We start from the raw sequence: 16,992 nt of genomic DNA, 5'->3' as shown, positions 1-16,992 counted from the left end.
ACTTCTTGATCCTGGTAATTGCTCTTTCAATGAATCTCAAAAGCTCATTCAAATTTTACTTATCCTCACCCTGCTCCAGCACCATTTCAAGATAAGAGGTCCTGATGGAATCCTCTTCACCAATGCCAAAGTTCTCTAAAAAAGAGAATATTCTCTTTCTGTGGATATCGATGTCCGATTCGTTAGCATATTGGGCACTTATTTCCACTTCAATGAACTCGCCAAGCCCTTCTACCCTGTCAAGGCAGATGGTCATGTTCTCAAACCTGAAGATCTCCCTGGTCTTCCTTACGATGCCGGATTCAGAGAATCCCAGGGCAAGAAGGATGCTTCGTGTGTTCCCTCCGTCCACTTCGGTCTCAAGTTCCTCACGTGTCTTTGATATGGTGTCCAGTTTTCTGCCCTTGTAGGTCAGGACAGACCTGCCGTTAACGGAGCGTATCCTCAGTGCTTCGTCAGTATCTGCAAAATCCCTGTGAGGGGCATTAAAATAGGTGTCACAGTGGTGCTGGACACCTGTAAAAACAGCACCCATGGCCGACAGCAGTTGCTTTACCTGCTGGTGGCCGGCACAGGCTTTCACTTCTATCTCTAACATTTTCCGGGTTGTTCAGGTACGAACTTGGTACCGTAGAATATCATTCCACGCTCACTTGCCTGTCCCAGTTTCCTGAACACCGGTTTTACCTTCATGCCTATGTGAACGTATTCAGGCTCACATATTATCTGGCTTGTGAGGCTTGGCCCTTCCTCCAGTTTGATTATTCCCAGGATATAGGGTGTCTGGTTCTCAAAACCTTCAGCTGCGGTGTGGATCACAGTGAAGGTTTGTACCTCCCCTTTTCCACTGAACTTGAAGTCCTCTATCTCACCCTCACGTCTGCATGCCGGACACATGTTACGTGGCGGATAGAAATACTCCCCGCACCTCTTGCAGTGTGTGCCTACAAGGTTGTACCTGGCTATCTGTTTTCTCCAAAATCTTGGTACTGACATGACAATCACCTGTTCCTCGAGAATATGTGTACCACGGCAGTGGCTCCGGAACCTCCCACATTATGGGTCATCCCGACTTCTGCTCCGTCAACCTGGCGTTTTCCTGCCTCGCCCCTGAGTTGCTCTACTATCTCAACAGCCTGTTTCACACCGGTGGCGCCCACAGGGTGTCCGCAGGACTTGAGTCCGCCTGAAGTGTTGACAGGTATCCTGGCGCCTATTGCTGTCTCTCCGTTCTGGGTGACAATGCCGCCCTCGCCCTTCTTTGCAAAACCGAGGTCTTCAATGGCGCATATCTCAGCAATGGTGAAGCAATCATGGACCTCTACAAGATGAATGTCCTTTGGTTCCATCTTTGCCATCTGGTATGCTCTCTTTCCTGCTGCAACGGTTGCATCCAGAGTGGTTATATCCCTTCTGTCGTGCAGTGCTATGGTATCCGATGCCTGTCCTGTTGCCTTGACATATATCGGAGTATCCGTGTACTCGTGAGCCACATCTGCAGGTGCAAGTACCACAGCTGATGCACCGTCGGTGATAGGAGAACAGTCGAATATATGCAGCGGGTCTGCAACCATTATTGATTTGAGTACTGATTCAACGGTAATTGGAGTCTTGTACTGGGCAATGGGATTGAACTGTCCGTTGTGATGGTTCTTCACAGCCACTTCTGCCAGCTGCTCGCTGGTGGTCCCGTATTTGTGCATGTGCAGCCTGGCTATCATTGCATACAATCCCGGGAATGTTGCACCCATGATGCCTTCCCATTCCCTGTCAGCGGCTGCCGCAAGTGCTGAGGATGCCTTTGCTGAAGGGACATCTGTCATCTTCTCGGCTCCGGCAGCAATGACGATATCATCAATTCCCGAAGATACGGCATATATTCCCTGACGGAGTGCCAGTCCTCCTGAAGCACATGCTGCCTCAACACGTGTTGAAGGTACGTGTATGTCCTTTGCAAGTCCCGAATAATCGGCAATTAGCGCCCCTATATGTTCCTGCTCTACGAATTGTCCCCCGCTCATGTTGCCCACAAACATCGAGTCTATCTTCTCTCCGACAACGCCGGCATCGTCAACAGCACCTACTCCTGCCTCAACCACAAGGTCTCTGAAAGAGCGGTCCCACTGTTCGCCAAAACTTGTGTTCTTGATACCTATGATCGCTACATCTCTCATTTCTGACACCTCATGCCACCTTTATTTTTCCTTTATGCCTGGCGTATTTGGAGTAGTCTATGTAGACAGGATCTGCAAGGAGTTCCTCCACCGTTGGTGCTTTATCCCTTATTTCCTCGATCCTGTCGGTAACCGTTATACTGAACGCATCTCCGCCGGCACCTGAACCAAATGCCGTTGCAAATATGCGGTCCCCTGGTTTTGCCTGGTCAAGGGTTGCGGCTATTCCCATCATACATGATCCGGAATAAGTGTTCCCAAGCCTTGGGACCACAAGTCCGGGCTTTATCTGCTCCTTACTGAAACCCAGCATAGAAGCAGCACGGGTGGGGAACTTACCATTGGGCTGGTGGAATACAGCAAAATCATAATCTGCAGGTTTTGTGTCTATTTTTGCCATCAGTCCCTTTGCAGCATTTGTGACATGTTTGAAGTAACCCGGTTCACCTGTGAACCTGCCACCGTGTTCTGGGTACGGCATGCCTTCACGTCTCCAGAAATCAGGAGTGTCGGTTGTAAAGGAGTATGTGTCCTCGATGACAGCCACAAGTTCTGACTCCTTGTTTCCGATGAGATATGCAACACCACCGGCCGCAGCAGTGTATTCAAGTGCATCCCCGGGAGCTCCCTGAGCAACATCAGCACCTATTGCCATGCCAATATCTACCATTCCTGAGGAAACAAGTCCCATGCAGGCCTGGACTGCAGCTGTACCAGCCTTACATGCAAATTCAAAATCCGCAGCTGTAAGCACCGGGGTTGCACCAGTTGCCTCTGCAACGATGGTACTGGTTGGTTTTACGGCATAGGGGTGGCTCTCCGAACCTGTGTAAACAGCCCCAATTCTTTGTGCATCTATGCACGATCTTGAAATTGCGGCCCTGGCAGCCTCCACTGCAATAGTAGCTGTATCTTCATCAACAGCAGGCACTGATTTTTCATAGACCATCAGTCCTGACTTGAGTATCTCTGCATCGTCTCCCCATACGCGGGCGATGTCATCGATCTTAATTCTGTATTTTGGTACATATGCACCATATGAGACTATCCCTACACTCATCTTAACACCGTTCAAATGTGCATTTTAATGTTATATCTACTCGATTACATGGTATTCGCTGTACTTTTTCAGCGCCTCTACCATTTCATCAATGTCCATTGTCGTTGCAAGAAGGGGAATCCTGTCAATTTCAGCCATTTTCTTTGCCATCAGATGAACTTCATTTCCGCGCAGCCCGTGTATTACAACGGCACCAGGTTTAAGGTTGGTGACCCTGATGGCAACCATCGGCGACTTGCCGGTTGTGACCTTGGTGAATATCATTGCACGCTCGGTGCTCCAGCCGTAGAGTTTCTGGAACTCATGGGATGAAAGCTCAAGAATTGCCTTTTTACTGTCAACGACGGTGAATCCGTAAAGCGGTTTCTCTATTCCTTTATTGACGATATCCGCCTGGATTATATTGGCAAGCTTTGCAACCTGCATGGGAAATGTGTATTCATATGTAGCGTAAATGGCTTTTGACTTCTTATCTGCGAAAAGTATCCCCTCATAAGCATGAATCTTCTGTCCTCCTCTGTTTGAATCGATATTAAGGAGGGCTTCGACTATCCGGCTCACAATAAGTGTGCCAGGTGATTTCCTTCTGCCGCTCTCGTAGTCACTGATGACAGAAGGGGAAACGCTCAGGTAGCCTGAAAGATCTGTCTGTGCGATCTCGAAGTTCAATCGCCATTTTTTCAAAGCCTCGCCAGGCTTATCTGACAGCGTAATCTCGCCTGCCATCTTTTCTGCAAGACGCTGGCGAACCATTTCATGCGATTCGTCTTCATTCATGCTTTATATTCCTAAGGATTGATTAACATATATATTTAACGAATACAAGTTCGCTTATTGTCGATATACTTCGTATCAAACCATTTATGTATTTATACTATGTTATATATCTACTATTAAAATATGTTTCCCAAAAAAGAAAAAATTAAAATAACGGTTTCCGAGTTATCGCTTTATTTTTCATGTGCAAGGAAATTATATTATTCATGCCGCGGTCATCAGGCAGTATCTTCTTCTTCCCAATCCTTTATAGAACATCTTGTATTAAAGGAAATGGCTATGTCATATTCTCATATGTTGAAAGACTCTTCGTCAAAAGACGATGTAACATCTGAGCGCCTGGAGGGATTTCTTTCGGAGGCATTGGGGGCCATACCTCATATATATCCTGTGGAAATGGAAGGAGTTACGGCAGAAATGATACAAGGAGCATCACAGATCATAAGGTCCTGTTTTGCCGTACTTGAGGAAAATCTTTCCGCGCAGATTTCCCTGCCTGAAATATCGCTTCTTGCCGGCAGGCTGGCTGCCCGGGGTGAAGAGCCTTACCTTTACTCTGAAAAACTCAATGTCACCGGTGTTCCCTATCGACTTGCGGATATGGATGGGACTTATGCTCCGGTCATTATCAAAACCGGAAGTTCCCCGGACAAAGGTGTCTGGATGAACGACAGGTTACACATAACATCTTTTGCAATGCTTGCAGAAGAGATGCATGAAAGTCCTGTAAAGTATGGTTTTGTTCTCTATGCAAGGTCCGGTATCTTCAGGAAGGTCAACATCCATTCCACCGACAGAAGGCAGGTGTTAAGTGCAATTGGCCGGGTCAGGAAGATCAAAGAAGGGTCAATGCCGGACAAACAGGAAAGTCCTCTGTGTGAAAGTTGCAACTATTCTGATATGTGCAATGTGCGATCTTCGTTAGCATCTAAATTCTTTTGATCTTCTATTTGGCAAAAAGTATTTAAGACTTCAATATGGAGGAAGCACAATGTCAAAACCTCTGTATCTTGGTGAACTGCTCCTTCACTGGTGCCCTTCATGTAATGTTCCTGTCCTTGGGAAAGAATGTTCCTGTGGCACGGTTACCAGACAGGTGACTGTGACCCCTCCCGGAGATATCCGTCCTGCTTTTCCATACGAGATCGCTCATATTAATGATATTTCAATTGAACAGTTCAATGCCCCCCTGATTGCCGATGAGCGTATAGTTGTCCTGAACAAATCTCCCTATGATGACCGTATGGACGAGATTGTAGTTGACGGAGAGGTCATAGCTAATATCCGGTTTGAGCTTGAACAGTTAAAATGGGTCCTGCTCCTGCGTTTAAATGGTGCACGCAGGATATTTGGCAATGGCGGCCATAAACTCCTGAAGAACTGGGTATGCATTGATGCCGGGGCTGAAAAGTTCATCCTTGATGGTGCAAGCGTACTGGCTCCAGGTGTGAAGGATGCTGACCCCCGTATCAGGGAAATGGATGAGGTGGTCGTCCTGACCCATGAGGGTAAAGTGCTCGGGGCCGGACGCGCGCGTATGAACGGGGAAAAGATGCTTGAGAGAGGCAAAGGTTCTGCTGTCAAGGTGAGGTTCAAGGACAAACCGGCTGATGTATCAGTTCCTCAGGGTGGGCAGACATGGGATGATGCTGTAAAAGCAAATGAGTTCTACATGAATGAGTTTGTAGAACGTTCTCACAAGTTCATTAAGAATGTTTCTTCCTCTGTGGACCGGCCGGTGACAGTATCCTTCTCCGGTGGTAAGGACAGCCTGGCAGTGCTTCATCTTGTCAGCGAATGCCTTGATGACTATGACCTTCTTTTTGCAGACACGGGTATAGAGTTCCCGGAAACCGTAAAGAATGTACATGATGTTGCAGAGTTCTATGGCAGGCCGCTGAAAATGATAAGTTCCGGCAATGCTTTCTGGGATTCGGTGGACAGCTTCGGTCCCCCAAGTGTGGAGGTGCGATGGTGCTGCAAGGTCTGTAAGCTGGGTCCCATCACCCAGATAATCAATGATCATTATGAGAACGGATGCCTTACTTTCATCGGCCAGAGAAAGTACGAGTCAGATACAAGGGCCAAAAGTGAGCGGGTATGGAAGAACCCATGGGTAAGTAACCAGGTTGCTGCAGCTCCTATTCAGAACTGGACGGCAATGCATGTGTGGCTCTATATCTTCAGGAATGATCTCCTGTTCAATCCTATGTATGAGAACGGTTTTGACAGGATCGGGTGCTGGCTGTGCCCTTCCAGTTCAATGGCCGATCTTGTCAGGCTTAAGGAAACACATCCTGAAATGGAAAAAAAACTTGATGATTACCTGCTTTCCTATGCTGAACGTATGGGCCTTTCAGAGCAATGGGTAAGACATGGTTTCTGGAGGTGGAAAGAACTGCCTTCCCAGTTGAAGGAACTAGCAAAAAGAAAGGGAATAGGCATCGTTGCCAAAGGAGACGGAAAGGCCAGTCTTAACTTCACCGTGACATCAGGTTATCGTCCATGCAGGCAGGGAGGTATATCTGCAGAAGGTGGTTTTGACGGTCCTGTTGATCTTGGAAGGCTTGAGCAGACCGGGATTCTGGGGACAGTGGGAAAGGCTACCTATATGGAGGGCGTTGCCATGGTGTCCCGCGGAGAGGACCGCGCACAGATATTTGCATCGGGTAATGTCACTGCAAGAAGCGATTCTGACAGGGATGCCAGAAGACTGATGAGAAAAGTGGAACTCTCTGTGAGAAGGGCTTTGTTCTGCAGTGGTTGCGGAGTATGTGTGGGCAAATGTCCGCAAGGGGTTGTCAGCGTAAAGAAAGGACTGGCTATCATTAGTGAAGGGTGTGTACACTGTGGGAAGTGCATTGATGTGTGTCCCGTTGTCAAATTCAATTCCTGATTCTGACCAGAAGCCTTATAGTATATATCTGCCAATTTCATACGGTGATTTTTTGGTAAAGAGAGCACTGCTCAGCGTTTCTGATAAGACCGGAATTGTAGATTTTGCTCGTGGACTCGAAAAACTTAATATACAGATCATCTCTACCGGCGGGACTGCCCGCATGCTCCGTGACTCAGGTATCGGGGTCATGGATGTGGCAGATGTCACGGGCTTCCCGGAAATGATGGGCGGACGCGTGAAGACGCTCCATCCTAAGATCCACGGTGGTATCCTGTGTATAAGGGACGACCACGATCATATGGGTGAGGCCCAAAAAGCAGAAGTGGAAATGATAGATCTTGTGGTTGTCAACCTTTATCCTTTCGAGATAACCGTTTCAAAGGAAGGTGTGCTGCTTGAGGAGGCTATTGAGAACATTGACATCGGAGGGCCTGCCATGCTTCGTTCGGCAGCCAAGAACTACAGCTCTGTAACTGTAGTATGTGATCCCAATGATTATGGCTCCGTGTTAAAGGAGATCCGGTCCACCGGCGTTGTATCCCTCCGCTCCAGGGAATTGCTTGCAGTTAAGGCTTTCAGGCACACAGCTGATTATGATGCCACCATCGACACCTACCTTAGCAAGGAATTGCTTGGTCAGGATGTTTTGCGTATGAAGTTTAGCGATGGCATTACTCTCAGGTATGGTGAGAACTGGCATCAGGATGCAAAATTCTATAAGGATGCCAATATAACCGGTCCTTCACTTGCAAACGCAAAACAGCTCCATGGGAAGGAATTATCTTATAACAATTATATCGATGCTGATAATGCCCTTCAGACAGTCAAGGAACTCTCTTCGTCTAAACCGGCAGTGACCATTGTAAAACATAACAACCCGTGCGGACTTGCAACCGGCAACACCCTTTTACAGGCCCTTAAGGCAGCCTGGGACGGCGATCCTATATCGGCTTATGGAAGCATAATATGTACCAATACCGTCTTTGACCTGCAGGCGGCGGAATTCCTTAACGGTAAATTTGTTGAGATCATCCTTGCTCCCGGTTTTGAACCTGATGCCCTTGATTACCTCAGGAATAAAAGTGCGAACCTGCGTCTTCTTGAGCTGGAGGAACTGAATGAGCCTTTCACTGTGACTGATACTTATAAGTATGTTATTGGTGGCATCCTGAAACAATCACGCAACATTGGCATCTATGAAAAATGGGATTGTGTAACCGAAATTGAATATCCTGAGGATCTTCGTGCTGTATCCGAATTCTCCCTACATGCTTGCAAATGTGTGAAGTCAAATGCAGTGACCCTTGCATATGAGTATGATGACGGTTGCTACATGATGCTTTCAATGGGTGCAGGCCAGCCTAACAGGGTTGATTCCATCAGGAAACTTGCAGCAACAAAAGCCCGTGAGAACCTTCAGGTCATATATGAGCGTGAGAAGCCCGATGTATCATTTGAGGATTATGTAAATAAAATCTTCTCAAGATCGGTCATGGCATCTGATGCATTCTTCCCCTTCGATGACAGTGTTGTGCATGCGTCTGAGTTTGGTATTAAGTATATACTGTCTCCGGGTGGCTCTATCAGGGATCAGGAAGTAATTGACACTGCTAACAGGTTAGGGATATCCATGGTATTTACGGGAATGAGGCACTTCCTTCATTGAAGTGCTTTATTCTTTCAGTTTCATCTTTTTATATTTCTCGTTGTCACGAAAGAAAATTTGCTTTAAATGCAGTGGAAATTTGTCAATGATGTACAATTTTTATACTATACTGCACTTGATTAGAAAACACTTATAAGCCATTAATTAACTTTTATATAATTAACAGGGGTCGTTCTGTTGATCGGCTGGAAAATGGCTCAATAAAAATATAGGTGGTAATCGTGAAATCAAAGGGGCTTTTAAGTATACTGACCTTTTCGGAAAAAAGAAAAGATATCTTGTTTTTACTTGAGGAAAAGCCGAGTACATTATCAGATATTAAGGACCATTTCGATGTATCTTCCCCGGAGATATCTCCGCGGCTTAAGGAAATGCAGGCCTATAATCTTATAGAGAAGACGGATAAACATTACCAGATCACTCCTATCGGAAGAGCCATAATCACTCATTTCAGGCCATTTTTAGAAATGATCGAAACCATTGAAAAGAATGAATCCTTCTGGGAAGAGCATTATCTTGATGATATCCCCAGGCATCTGATGGACAATCTCATGGACCTGATAAACTGTGAGGTGGTTTCTGATAGTATTGAGAACATCTATGAGTCACATAAGACTTTCACAGAGAACATTTCCAGATCCTCTTTCATCAAAGGGGTTTCATCCATATTTATCCCTACATATCCTGATTTTGTAGTAGGGCTTGCTGACAGGGGAATCCCGACTTCTTTGATCCTTACTGAAAAGGTTTTCTCAAAGGTCAGGGATGAACATTTTGACAAAATGGAGTTCTACTTAAAATCACCTCATACTGAATTATTTGTCATTGAAGATGTCAAACTTGCGTTTGTGGTTACAGATGTTTTTTTCTCGATGTCCCTTTTCTTCAATCCGGACACATATGACCCCAGGGATGACCTTGTAGGCTATGATAGTTCAGCTCTTAAGTGGGGCACTGGTCTTTTCGATCATTTTAAGGGTATATCGCGTAAGATCGTTTCTATCTGATGAGCTCAGATAAGGATCCCATATATAAGCGTTCTTAATCCTATTATTGATGTTGACTCTCCGTCGATCATGAAAAGTCTCCCAGCCAGTCTTTTCTTTGTTTCTCTTTCTACCTGTTCTGCAAAGCTTTTGATATATAGTAGTCCGATGAACAGGCTGTATATAAGTATCACAGGTTCAAAAGCTATTGTTCCTGTAATTATGGCTGCCAGAAGAATTGAATGTGAGAGAAGGTGGAGGATGAGAAGGATTTTTTTTGCTTTTCTCTGGCCCAATACTACAGGTAATGTCCGGATTCCTGCCAGAGTATCTCCTTTTATGTCTTTAAAATCATATATTGTGGAATTTACAAAAAGTTTCATGCCAAAATACAGGAACACTATTAGTGGAGCAACGACATTCCCGGAATCGATCCCTGCAATCCCTGCAATAAAGGCACCCCAGGTGATTCCCACAACAAGGTTTTTCTTACCAAGCCCTCCTTTAAGCTTCAGATCGAATTTTCCTATTTTCAGGCCCTTGCTGTAAAGGTAACCTGTAATGAGTGGAAGAAAGGCGATGATCATGAGTCCGTCTGAAGTGAGGATTGCAGCCCCTGCCACAAAACACATTAAAGAGACTATCAATGCTGTTCTATTAGAAGCTCCTTTTAATTCGGGTCTGTTGGCCATGTCTTCTTCAGAGTCCATGGCCCTGTCCAGGGTATAGACTGAATAAATTATGAGTCCTCCTGCCAGGCAGTTCAGGAACACAGAACTGATATTCATCAGGAGGAATGCTATGTGTATTCTGAGTGCTCCTGAAAAGGAAACGAGTACGGAACTTCGTAACAGGTTGATAGTTGGTATGATGGTATTTCCAAAACTTCTGCATGCAGGTTCATATTTGTTAATCAAGGAGCCTGGATGACTAATCGTGCAATTAGAGTTCATAGTTTAGAAGAGTCGCAGACGATCTAATATTATTTTCCAAGTATAATATTATATCAATAAACTACTGGATTCTAAAGACACGTCTATTCAGGCTTAAATAAAAAAGCCTGACAGGATATTGTTCAGACCATGATCTAAATCTGGTCTGTGCACGTATATTTGCCTGTATGCCTGCGTCCTAATATATTTTACTATCTATATATAATGTTTGTCATATATTATTATTTCTTTAGATTAAATTATGCAGCAAAGCTATTCTTAGCTCAAAATTACTATATATATACATAATTGCATTAAACTTTGTATCTTATGGTTATAATCTGATGGAACTTAATACTCAGATGATTATGGTCATTGTTTGCAGATCTTGCTGAAAGCAACGTATTTGCTTAAATCAGGTAATTCTACTTAACTTGTGTAGCATTATTATTTGTGTGGCATTTAAATAAATCCGGATGGTGGGAATTTGGACTTTGATGGTAATTCACCTGGAAAAGATGTAACTATTGCAGAGTTACTTCCTGATTTGCACAAAGGATGTAAATGCCGTTTCTGGACAAATGCATATGGCCTTAACTTCCATTTGTGTTTTGATGAAGATCAAACTGCTCTTTCTTTTGAGAATATATATCATATCATATCTGGTTCTATACGTTTGGTCTATCCGTTTGAAGTTTCTTTTGCTACTGCTTTTTCAAAAAAGGTATTGAATGTCATAAAAGAGGAGCTTGTTCTTGAAATGGATTCTTCACATGTAATCGATGTTCTTATAGAATGGAAGTCATTTTCAATGCTTATTCTGTCTTCAAAAACGTCCTCACCGTCAGACATAGCGGTGTACATAGGATCAAAAGAATACTCTCTGCGTTTCTGAGTGGCTGGATATTACAGTTCACATAGAATATGTCTTTTATTACTGGGGAAGTGCCTATATATTACTTGATGTTCTATATATTCAAATATTTCATAACATAAATGAGGGATTTCAATAGAAACCAGAAAAGTTCAGCAGACAGGTGGTTCTACTTACATAATATCGCTTCCAAAAACCTGGGCCGATAAGGTAGGTATCAAAACAGGCAGCCGAGTCACTTTACAGCCCCAGCCTGACGGGAAACTGGTCATCGATCCGATACATGATGCTCCTCCGGCCAGGAAGATCCAGATCGATGTGTCAGGGAGGATGGGCGATGTCCTTATGAGGGACATGATAGCTGCCTATCTTGCAGGGTCTGATATAATCGAGGTGAAAGCTGACAGGATACTTGCAGAACAGAAGAACATCATCCGAAGCATGTGTTACAAGTTGATAGGTCCTGAAATTATCGAAGAGACCGCAAAAAAAGTGGTTATCCAGGATCTTTTGAATCCGGATGAGATATCCATTAAAAAGAGTGTAAGAAGGATGTACCTGATATCCAATTCAATGCATATCGATGCAATAAAGGCTATTAAGACACTTGACGCTGATCTTGCCCTTGATGTTGACCAGAGGGATGATGATGTGGACCGTTTGTTCCTTCTGATTGCAAAACAGTTCCGTGCCATATTACGCGGGGCCAGGTTGCCGGATGCGGCTGAGACTTCCATAGATGAGTACCATGACCTGAGAATGGCAGCCGGTCCCATTGAACGTATTGCAGACCATGCACGAAAGATAGCCAAGGTCACCACTACTCTGAATGGCCCTATTCCTGATGATATAATGGAAATGCTAGAAACGACTTCCGAGCTGTCAAGAAAGATCGCGGAGGACGCAATAGACGCACTCTACAATTTCGATGTGGTGTTGGCAAATCAGGTAATTGACCGGGTTTCAAACATATCTCCCATGATAAACAAACTTAACGGGTCTATCCTCAAGATCAATTCCTATGGATCGGTTGTTGCTCTTGGTACGGTGGTGGACAGTATTGACAGGACTGCTGACTATGGTTCCAATATTGCAGAGATTGCAATAAATTCCGCAATGTCAAGGGTCGTATGATCTCAGGGGCAGGCAGGCAATGGTTTCAGATAATAAAAATTATATGTTAATGAGTGTTTATACTACTAAAATTATCCATGGTTAAATATAATGCTACTTCACGGAGGGAATGAATGGGCGTAATCAAGAAATTCAAGAGGAATTTTTCAGATATTTTCAAAAAGCTGTTCAAAAAACAGAATGCTCGAATTGGTATATATGGTCCGCCAAATGCAGGAAAGACCACTCTTGCCAACCGCATATTAAGGGACTGGACCGGGGATGCTATGGGCTCGGTATCTCATATTGCCCACGAAACAAGACGGGCAAGGCGCAGGGAAGGCGTAACGATCAAGACCAATGGCAGTTCCATCACCCTTGATATCATCGATACGCCGGGACTTGCCACCAAGATAGACTTCCATGAGTTCATGGAGCAGGGCATGGATGAGGCAGAGTCTAAAAGACGCGCAAAGGAAGCTACAGAAGGCGTTATAGAGGCTGTGAAATGGCTTGAGAATCTAGATGGTGTCATTCTTGTGATGGATGCCACAGAGGATCCTTTTACCCAGGTCAATGTCACTGTTATAGGGAATATGGAAGCCAGAAGTCTTCCGCTTCTCATAGTTGCCAACAAAGTGGATCTTGCAGAAGCATCACCGGCAACCATAAGAGATGCATTCCCACAGCATCCTATGGTTTCGATCTCGGCCCTGGAAGGAAAGAACATAGATACATTCTATGAAGAACTTGCAAAGAGGTTCGGGTGATGTCAATGCAGGGCTTCCAGATGGATCTTGTATCTGAACACAGGCTTGCTGAGATGACTCCTGTGGAAAAGGTCAGGTTTATTATAGATGAGGTAAAAAGCGGAAAGATACTGGTCCTTGAAAAAGGCCTGAGTCCTGAGGAGGAAGCAAGCCTTATAGAGATGACCATGACACTTATCGAGCCGGATGGTTTTTCGGGCATAGAAATGGAAAGCTACCCTTCAGAAGTGGATACTTCTTTTATAGGGAAGCTCCTTAAAAAGAATGCACTTAAGACAAGGCTCACAGTCATTGGTCCTGCTGATCAGCTAAAGACGCTCAAGAAAGACCGTAATATGATAAGTGCTCTCATTTCCATAAACAAATGATTTGCGTGAAGCAAATGGATAAAAAAGAATACAGGGAAAATCTGATTTCACCTAATCTCTCCCTTTCTTCACTTGAGATGGGCAGGGATGATGTGAATGTAGTCTGTACATACGGCAAAATATCCGTGTGGTTTGGAAGACAGGTGCCGGATGTCGTGATAGGGCAGATACTTCTGGGTATTGCCAATATAGACAATTCGGCTGTCCATGAACTCGAGGTGACTTGTGATTTTGAGGATATCACGGGCTATGAAGGCAATGGATATATCCTTGTTTCGTATGCAAGGTCAAAAGAAGGTTACAGGACAACCTTCAATGTTCCTTTTTCCAGCAAAAAAGCCTTGTTCTACCTTGCAGGTTCGGTAACCGAAGAACTTAAAGACAAGGACACTATCTTAGACTGCTACTGGACCGGAGACAATTCAGATATCATGCGGCTGTATGAAGAATTGAGCAATATCGATGGCTGGAAGCTTAAAAATATCAATTATAAGGATGATGTAAGGGACAAATATGATGATCCTGTTATTTTAGATTGACCTTCAGAGGAAATCAGATGAAAGAGATTCATTTAACTGAATGTAAATATTTAATATCTTCTATTCGATTAATGGCACAGCATCTTGAAAATGTGGCTGATAAACTTGACAAGGATTCTGTCAGGCAGATGCTTGAGGACATAATGGGTGCACGGAGGATCTTTGTCATGGGCGCCGGACGTTCGGGTCTTGTCGGAAGGGCATTTGCCATGAGGCTCATGCACCTTGGTCTTGCATCCCATGTGGTGGGTGAGACTACAACACCGGCAGTCAGTAAAGCTGACATAGTGATTGCTATTTCAGGCTCAGGACAGACACGTTCTGTTTCAGATCTTGGGAAAGTTGCCAAAGAAATAGGTGCCAAACTAGTGACAATCACTTCCAATAAGGATTCCAAACTGGGGGAATTATCGGATACTGTAATAGTCCTTCCAGGCAGGACAAAGGATGATGCAGGAGGATATGTTGAGCGTCATATGCGTGGTGAATATACTTACCTCACCCCGCTGGGCACCTCTTTTGAAACGTCTGCAAGTGTTTTCCTTGATGCTGTGATCGCAGAGCTGATCTACATAACAGGAGCTTCGGAAGAGGACCTGAAATCAAGACATACTAACATAGAATGAATATACTGAAGGGACAAATATGCCTGGTTCAAAGTTTGCACAGAGGGTTTTGGATATTGACATCTCCGGTATAAGGAAGATGTTTGAAGGTGCGGGTCCAAATGCCATTAATCTTGGCCTGGGACAACCGGATTTTGATACTCCGCAGCATATCAAGCAGGCTGCAATAGATGCTATAAATGAAGGTTTCACCGGATATACCGCAGGTCCGGGCATACCTGAGCTTCGCCAGGTACTAAGTTCCAAATTCAAGAATGAGAATGGTTTTGATGTTTCTCCCGAAGGGATCATTGTCACTTCCGGTGCATCAGAAGCCCTGGAGCTGGCAATTGCATCACTTGTGGACCCCGGGGATGAGGTACTGATAGCAAATCCGGGTTTTGTATCCTATAATTCCCTGGTGAGCCTGATGGGCGGTCGTGTGATCCCTCTCCCTCTTGCAGATGATCTAACGATAAGTCCTGAAATGGTTGTGGAGAGGATCTCCCCGAAGATCAAAGCCATGATAGTTAATTCTCCTGCAAACCCTACAGGGGCTGTTCAAAGTAAGGGTGATATGGAGGCATTTGCCCAGATAGCAGATGACCATGGCATTACCCTGATCTCAGATGAGGTCTACGAGCATTTCATCTATGAGGGTGAACATGTAAGTCCTGCACAGTTCTCTGATAATGTGATCACCATCAATGCAGTTTCCAAGACTTTTTCAATGACCGGGTGGAGAATAGGCTATGTAGCTGCAGGTAAGGAATATACGGAGCAGATGCTCAAGGTCCATCAGTATGTACAGGCGTGTGCAAATTCAATTGCACAGAAGGCTGCACTGGCTGCCGTATCCGGGCCCATGGACTCGGTTTTTGCCATGCGTGATGAGTTCAGGTCCCGCAGGGACATGCTTGTAGAAGGATTGAACTCATTAGGTTTGGATTGTGCTTCCCCTAAGGGTGCATTCTACGCTTTTCCGCAGGTGCCGGAAGGCTCAACATCAGGGGACATTTCATCAAAATTGATATCCAACGGAGTGATCGTTGTTCCTGGTACAGCTTTTGGTGACAGGGGTGAAGGTCACATACGCCTTTCCTATGCTTCATCCATGGATAAGCTTAAGGTTGCGCTGGGTATTATGGAAAAGGTCCTGTGATCATATCACAGTTCATTTCCGATTGTTTCCTCTTTTTCATCAGTCTGCTTTTCTTCGATGGCTTTTCTGACCATCTCTATAAGTCTCAAAGTAACCTCATTAACGCCTTCATCGGTTGCCATGGACATTCTCATATCCACAAAATCAAGTTCCCTGTACTGCGGGAGGTCACACTTGTTTGCAACAACAAGCACAGGTAATCCGAACTCACTGCGCACCTCGTCAAGCATACGTTTCTGGTCTTTTATCTCGTATCCGCATGTCTCAGTTGCATCTATTATGAAGAGGACTACTGCATCCAGATTCTTTAAGGCGGTTATCGCCTGAAGTTCTATCTCATTGCGCTGTGACATTGGCCGGTCAAGAAGTCCGGGAGTGTCCATTACCTGGTATCTGTCACTCCCAACGAAGAAATGACCTATAGATACACCTTTTGTGGTGAATGGGTATGGTGCTATCTCAGGTGTTGCTCCTGTAACCTTTGTAACAAAGCTGGACTTTCCTATGTTGGGATATCCTGCAACAACTATGGTCGGTTCATCGTTCACCGACGGGAGTTTGCGAAGTTTGTTCCGGGCCTCATTAAGGAAAAGCAGATCCTTGTCTATGGAATACAGTATGGATGAAATACGTCCGAAACATTGTTTTCTTACAGGGAGGGGGTCCTTGCTCTTTCTGATCTTCCCTACGTACTCCCTTGCTATCTCATGTATCTTTGCACTTGCCCAGTCAAGCTTGCTCAGGGATTTTCTCATGTCATCCACTCCCACCATTACGTCTGCAAGTTCGTAGTAGAATGGTGGAAGATTTTCAAAGGTAGGGAATCTTCTGACAATGTTCTTAAGATTATCTGTAAGTATGTTCGCTGCTGTCAGCATCATAGATTCATTTGCCTCAAGGGCGGTCCTTCTGCCAGTGATGGTCTTCCCTGACATTGCCCTGCTTGCTCTCCTGAAGGCCTTGTCCAGTAATTCTTCTGATGTGGGGACTGTATTTATTTTTTCAAAGATCATGTTCCTTCCTGTCGTGGCATCAAATCACTTTAAGGTATAAAGCCCTATTCCTAT

At 44.8% G+C, this 16,992-nt stretch carries 18 protein-coding genes; 11 read left to right on the top strand and 7 right to left on the bottom strand.

Features of this window, described 5'->3' with window-relative positions; all coding sequences use genetic code 11:
* Positions 1 to 55: 55 nt before the first annotated feature.
* Genes cyaB through V7O64_RS09100 form a run of 5 tightly spaced genes read right to left on the bottom strand, consistent with a single transcriptional unit; the run spans position 56 to position 4,011 of the window.
* Positions 56 to 598 (bottom strand): class IV adenylate cyclase, encoded by a 543-nt coding sequence (gene cyaB, locus V7O64_RS09120; protein WP_407355106.1) that lies wholly within the window; start codon positions 596 to 598, stop codon positions 56 to 58.
* Positions 592 to 996 carry a Zn-ribbon domain-containing OB-fold protein gene (locus V7O64_RS09115; RefSeq protein WP_407355105.1) on the bottom strand — a complete coding sequence of 135 codons (405 nt, stop codon included), beginning with the start codon at positions 994 to 996 and terminating at the stop codon, positions 592 to 594. Before V7O64_RS09115 ends, cyaB begins: the two co-directional genes overlap by 7 nt.
* A 5-nt stretch (positions 997 to 1,001) precedes the next feature.
* Entirely contained in the window at positions 1,002 to 2,174 is a 1,173-nt protein-coding gene (locus V7O64_RS09110) for a thiolase domain-containing protein (protein WP_407357312.1), read from the bottom strand.
* 10 nt (positions 2,175 to 2,184) lie between these two features.
* Positions 2,185 to 3,234 carry a hydroxymethylglutaryl-CoA synthase gene (locus tag V7O64_RS09105; RefSeq protein ID WP_407355104.1) on the bottom strand — a complete coding sequence of 350 codons (1,050 nt, stop codon included), beginning with the start codon at positions 3,232 to 3,234 and terminating at the stop codon, positions 2,185 to 2,187.
* Positions 3,235 to 3,270: 36 nt separating this feature from the next.
* Positions 3,271 to 4,011 carry a helix-turn-helix domain-containing protein gene (locus V7O64_RS09100; protein WP_407355103.1) on the bottom strand — a complete coding sequence of 247 codons (741 nt, stop codon included), beginning with the start codon at positions 4,009 to 4,011 and terminating at the stop codon, positions 3,271 to 3,273.
* A 279-nt stretch (positions 4,012 to 4,290) separates the two neighbouring features.
* On the opposite strand from V7O64_RS09100, the gene V7O64_RS09095 reads away from it, so the two are divergent.
* The 4 genes from V7O64_RS09095 to V7O64_RS09080 all read left to right on the top strand — a co-directional run bounded on the left by V7O64_RS09095 (position 4,291) and on the right by V7O64_RS09080 (position 9,583).
* The gene (locus tag V7O64_RS09095) at positions 4,291 to 4,953 is read left to right on the top strand and encodes a Dna2/Cas4 domain-containing protein (protein ID WP_407355102.1); all 663 of its coding nucleotides are present in this window, start codon (positions 4,291 to 4,293) and stop codon (positions 4,951 to 4,953) included.
* A 49-nt stretch (positions 4,954 to 5,002) separates the two neighbouring features.
* Complete coding sequence (locus V7O64_RS09090; protein WP_407355101.1) at positions 5,003 to 6,907, top strand: phosphoadenosine phosphosulfate reductase family protein; 1,905 nt, start codon at positions 5,003 to 5,005, stop codon at positions 6,905 to 6,907.
* A 52-nt stretch (positions 6,908 to 6,959) separates the two neighbouring features.
* Entirely contained in the window at positions 6,960 to 8,576 is a 1,617-nt protein-coding gene (gene purH, locus V7O64_RS09085; protein WP_407355100.1) for a bifunctional phosphoribosylaminoimidazolecarboxamide formyltransferase/IMP cyclohydrolase, read from the top strand.
* Positions 8,577 to 8,797: 221 nt separating this feature from the next.
* Positions 8,798 to 9,583, top strand: a complete 786-nt coding sequence (locus V7O64_RS09080) for a helix-turn-helix transcriptional regulator (RefSeq protein ID WP_407355099.1) — start codon at positions 8,798 to 8,800, stop codon at positions 9,581 to 9,583.
* 5 nt (positions 9,584 to 9,588) lie between these two features.
* Here the strand turns inward: V7O64_RS09080 and V7O64_RS09075 are convergent, their stop codons facing one another.
* A complete protein-coding gene (locus tag V7O64_RS09075) occupies positions 9,589 to 10,515 on the bottom strand; it encodes a UbiA family prenyltransferase (protein ID WP_407355098.1) in 927 nt (308 codons plus the stop codon).
* Positions 10,516 to 10,981: 466 nt separating this feature from the next.
* On the opposite strand from V7O64_RS09075, the gene V7O64_RS09070 reads away from it, so the two are divergent.
* The 7 genes from V7O64_RS09070 (at position 10,982) to V7O64_RS09040 (ending at position 15,925) form a co-directional block, all read left to right on the top strand.
* Positions 10,982 to 11,389 carry a hypothetical protein gene (locus V7O64_RS09070; protein ID WP_407355097.1) on the top strand — a complete coding sequence of 136 codons (408 nt, stop codon included), beginning with the start codon at positions 10,982 to 10,984 and terminating at the stop codon, positions 11,387 to 11,389.
* A 108-nt stretch (positions 11,390 to 11,497) separates the two neighbouring features.
* Positions 11,498 to 12,502 (top strand): PhoU domain-containing protein, encoded by a 1,005-nt coding sequence (locus V7O64_RS09065; protein ID WP_407357311.1) that lies wholly within the window; start codon positions 11,498 to 11,500, stop codon positions 12,500 to 12,502.
* 113 nt (positions 12,503 to 12,615) lie between these two features.
* On the top strand, positions 12,616 to 13,251 hold the full coding sequence (locus tag V7O64_RS09060) for an Era-like GTP-binding protein (RefSeq protein WP_407355096.1): 636 nt from the start codon (positions 12,616 to 12,618) through the stop codon (positions 13,249 to 13,251).
* 5 nt (positions 13,252 to 13,256) lie between these two features.
* On the top strand, positions 13,257 to 13,619 hold the full coding sequence (locus tag V7O64_RS09055) for a DUF2073 domain-containing protein (protein ID WP_407357310.1): 363 nt from the start codon (positions 13,257 to 13,259) through the stop codon (positions 13,617 to 13,619).
* Positions 13,620 to 13,633: 14 nt separating this feature from the next.
* The gene (locus V7O64_RS09050) at positions 13,634 to 14,158 is read left to right on the top strand and encodes a hypothetical protein (RefSeq protein ID WP_407355095.1); all 525 of its coding nucleotides are present in this window, start codon (positions 13,634 to 13,636) and stop codon (positions 14,156 to 14,158) included.
* A 71-nt stretch (positions 14,159 to 14,229) separates the two neighbouring features.
* Entirely contained in the window at positions 14,230 to 14,784 is a 555-nt protein-coding gene (gene hxlB / locus V7O64_RS09045; protein WP_407355094.1) for a 6-phospho-3-hexuloisomerase, read from the top strand.
* 19 nt (positions 14,785 to 14,803) lie between these two features.
* Positions 14,804 to 15,925 (top strand): pyridoxal phosphate-dependent aminotransferase, encoded by a 1,122-nt coding sequence (locus V7O64_RS09040; RefSeq protein ID WP_407355093.1) that lies wholly within the window; start codon positions 14,804 to 14,806, stop codon positions 15,923 to 15,925.
* A gap of 5 nt (positions 15,926 to 15,930) precedes the next feature.
* Here V7O64_RS09040 and V7O64_RS09035 read toward each other — a convergent pair whose 3' ends face one another.
* Entirely contained in the window at positions 15,931 to 16,938 is a 1,008-nt protein-coding gene (locus V7O64_RS09035) for an NOG1 family protein (protein ID WP_407355092.1), read from the bottom strand.
* Positions 16,939 to 16,992 lie beyond the last annotated feature (54 nt).

The organism is Methanolobus sp. WCC5 (assembly GCF_045690325.1).
In the GTDB taxonomy this organism is placed as follows: domain Archaea; phylum Halobacteriota; class Methanosarcinia; order Methanosarcinales; family Methanosarcinaceae; genus Methanolobus.
The sequence above is the reverse complement of the archived record's forward strand: the minus strand, read 5'-3'. Positions and strand labels throughout refer to the sequence as shown.

Excerpts from the sequence above, each read along its gene's own strand:
- V7O64_RS09040 (WP_407355093.1), top strand. The coding sequence starts at position 14,804 with ATGCCTGGTTCAAAGTTTGCACAGAGGGTTTTGGATATTGACATCTCC.
- V7O64_RS09110 (WP_407357312.1), bottom strand. The coding sequence starts at position 2,174 with ATGAGAGATGTAGCGATCATAGGTATCAAGAACACAAGTTTTGGCGAA.
- cyaB (WP_407355106.1), bottom strand. The coding sequence starts at position 598 with ATGTTAGAGATAGAAGTGAAAGCCTGTGCCGGCCACCAGCAGGTAAAG.
- V7O64_RS09090 (WP_407355101.1), top strand. The coding sequence starts at position 5,003 with ATGTCAAAACCTCTGTATCTTGGTGAACTGCTCCTTCACTGGTGCCCT.
- V7O64_RS09100 (WP_407355103.1), bottom strand. The coding sequence starts at position 4,011 with ATGAATGAAGACGAATCGCATGAAATGGTTCGCCAGCGTCTTGCAGAA.
- V7O64_RS09060 (WP_407355096.1), top strand. The coding sequence starts at position 12,616 with ATGGGCGTAATCAAGAAATTCAAGAGGAATTTTTCAGATATTTTCAAA.
- V7O64_RS09095 (WP_407355102.1), top strand. The coding sequence starts at position 4,291 with ATGTCATATTCTCATATGTTGAAAGACTCTTCGTCAAAAGACGATGTA.
- V7O64_RS09055 (WP_407357310.1), top strand. The coding sequence starts at position 13,257 with ATGCAGGGCTTCCAGATGGATCTTGTATCTGAACACAGGCTTGCTGAG.
- V7O64_RS09105 (WP_407355104.1), bottom strand. The coding sequence starts at position 3,234 with ATGAGTGTAGGGATAGTCTCATATGGTGCATATGTACCAAAATACAGA.
- V7O64_RS09050 (WP_407355095.1), top strand. The coding sequence starts at position 13,634 with ATGGATAAAAAAGAATACAGGGAAAATCTGATTTCACCTAATCTCTCC.
- V7O64_RS09035 (WP_407355092.1), bottom strand. The coding sequence starts at position 16,938 with ATGATCTTTGAAAAAATAAATACAGTCCCCACATCAGAAGAATTACTG.
- V7O64_RS09115 (WP_407355105.1), bottom strand. The coding sequence starts at position 996 with ATGTCAGTACCAAGATTTTGGAGAAAACAGATAGCCAGGTACAACCTT.
- hxlB (WP_407355094.1), top strand. The coding sequence starts at position 14,230 with ATGGCACAGCATCTTGAAAATGTGGCTGATAAACTTGACAAGGATTCT.
- V7O64_RS09075 (WP_407355098.1), bottom strand. The coding sequence starts at position 10,515 with ATGAACTCTAATTGCACGATTAGTCATCCAGGCTCCTTGATTAACAAA.